The sequence below is a fragment of the Bradyrhizobium algeriense genome (genome assembly GCF_003062295.1).
Taxonomy (GTDB): Bacteria; Pseudomonadota; Alphaproteobacteria; order Rhizobiales; family Xanthobacteraceae; genus Bradyrhizobium; species Bradyrhizobium algeriense.
Map to the genome: position 1 here is coordinate 1 of NZ_PYCN01000116.1, position 2,364 is coordinate 2,364.

The 2,364-nt window shown below is 64.7% G+C and carries 2 protein-coding genes and 1 pseudogene; 2 read left to right on the top strand and 1 reads right to left on the bottom strand.

Features of this window, described 5'->3' with window-relative positions; translation table 11 throughout:
• The coding region (locus tag C7G61_RS42490; protein WP_244608783.1) for a recombinase family protein at nt 1-175 on the bottom strand (175 nt) is incomplete at its 3' end.
• 349 nt (nt 176-524) lie between these two features.
• On the opposite strand from C7G61_RS42490, the pseudogene C7G61_RS42500 reads away from it, so the two are divergent.
• Both C7G61_RS42500 and C7G61_RS42505 read left to right on the top strand, forming a co-directional pair.
• Nucleotides 525-1,667 (top strand): annotated as a pseudogene (locus C7G61_RS42500) (recombinase family protein); the annotation flags it as partial.
• Between the two features lie 457 nt (nt 1,668-2,124).
• Nucleotides 2,125-2,364: reverse transcriptase domain-containing protein (locus tag C7G61_RS42505; RefSeq protein WP_338026198.1), on the top strand; the 240-nt coding region annotated here is incomplete at its 3' end.

The following is a 2,364-nucleotide window of genomic DNA, read 5'->3' on the forward strand; positions in this document are numbered from 1 at the left end:
GGCGCATCAGGCTCAGCTCGTATTCCGACATGGTACCCTTCAACCCCAACAGCAGGCGGTCGTTGACCAGCCGCGGATCGTACGTCCCATCGGGATCGATCACGAGCGAGCCGGCCAGTGCGCACAGATCAATCAGATGATGCCAGTCACGCCCATTGCGGGCCAAGGACCCCACCTACAATGGTGCAAAACTCCTCTTTGATCTCACGGTGACGATCCCGTGGGATCGGCTGCGAACGCGGTATGGCAATGGTTTCCTGGGTGCGCCGTTGATGCTGTGTCGGCCGTCCAGGACGCGATGGCCCGATCACGGAGGCGCCGATGCCAAGGCGCAAGATAATACCCCCGATGCTCAAGGTCCGGGTGAGCCATGAGGTCAGCCGGCTTGACAAGCAATGCATGGCCGACGCCTTCGAGCGCCTGCTGCCAATGGTCGAACGCCAACTCCATCGCCGGCCGCAGGAACGCGGCTCACCACACGAGATCACATCCAGAGCGGCCGACAATCCCGGGAGGACATGGGCATGACAGCGTTAAACGGTGCTATCTACGCGCGCGTCTCATCCGAGCAGCAGACCAGCGACAACACCATTGCCAGCCAGATTGAGGCCCTTGAGACCCGCCTGGCGCAGGACGGCCTCACCCTCACGCCCGATGAGCGCTTCACCGACGAGGGCTACAGCGGCGCTACCCTGGTGCGGCCCGCCCTCGAGCGCTTGCGCGATGCGGTGGCGGCTGGCAGCATCGATCGTCTTTACGTGCATTCTCCCGACCGGCTCGCCCGGCGCTATGCCTATCAGGTGCTGTTGATTGAAGAGATCCGTCGCGCCGGGGTTGAGATCGTCTTTCTCAATCGGCCGATCGGTCTCTCCCCGGAGGACGATCTTTTGCTGCAGGTTCAGGGCATGGTGGCCGAGTATGAGCGGGCCAAGATCCTGGAGCGCAGCCGACGCGGCAAACGCCACGCCGCGCACAAGGGCACGGTCAGCGTGCTCTCCGGCGCCCCCTACGGCTACCGCTACATCGGCAAGCGCGATGGTGGGGGCGTGGCCCGTTACGAGATCCTGGAGGACGAGGCTCAGATCGTGCGGCGGGTCTTCCACTGGATCGGCCGCGAGCGCGTCAGCATCGGCGAGGCCTGCCGGCGTCTCCAGCAGGAGGGCTGTCTGACGCGCAGCGGCAAGACGGCCTGGGATCGGAGCACCGTGTGGGGGATCCTCAGGAACCCCGCCTATAGCGGCACGGCGGCCTTCGGCAAGACACGGATCGGACCTAGGCCGGCCCGGTTGCGCCCGGTGCGGGGCGGCCGTGAGCAGCCCCGCCGAGCCCATGGGGTTTACGCTGTGGCCCCAAGCGAGTGGATTGGCGTGCCGGTCCCGCCCTTGGTCGATGAGGCGTTGTTCGAGGCGGTCCGCGAGCAGCTTGAGCAGAACCGGCGCCGCAATCGGCAGCACGCCCGCGGTCAGCGCTATCTTCTGCAAGGGCTCCTCGTGTGCCAGCACTGCGGCTACGCCTATTACGGCAAGGCCATCAGCCTGAGTTCGGCCAAGGGCAAGCGGCGCGACTACGCCTACTATCGCTGCTGCGGCAGCGACGCCTACCGTTTTGGTGGGGAGCACCTATGCTCGAACCCGCAGGTGCGCACGGATCGACTGGATGAAGCGGTGTGGCGTGAGGTCGAGCGAGTCTTGCAGGATCCGAGCTTGATCGCCGCGGAACACGAGCGGCGCGTGGTTCAGGCCCGAGACCCGGGAGCGGCCGACCTGGCTGGCATCGAGACACAACTCGCCAAGCTGCGCCGCGGCATGGGGCGGCTGATCGATGGCTACGCCGAGGGCTTGATCGACAAGGCGGACTTCGAGCCTCGGGTCACCGGACTCCGCCAGCGGATCAAGGGATGGGAAGAGCAGGCTGAGGCCTTGCGTGACGAAGCGGCTCAACGTGTAGCACTGTCGCTGCTTGTGAGCCGGCTTGAAGACTTTGCCGCACAGGTTCGTGACCAACTGTCGGCTGTTGATTGGTCTGTTCAGCGAGATCTGATCCGCCTTCTGGTCAAGCGCGTTGAGATTGATCGCGGCGACATCACGGTGGTGTTCCGTGTCGCTCCGCCGCCCGATCCGAGCTATGGTGGTTCAGACAGCGGCAGTTTGCACCATTGTAGGAGGGGTCATCAGCCCCATCCTGGCGAACCTGTTCCTGCACTATGTGTTCGACGTCTGGATGGCGCGGAGCTCTCCCGCCATTCCGTTCGAGCGTTATGCGGACGACATCATCTGCCACTGCCGTAGCGAAGAGGAAGCTCGCACGCTGTGGAGTGCCTTGGAGGTCCGCTTTAGGGCCTGCGGGCTGGTTCTCCATCCGGCA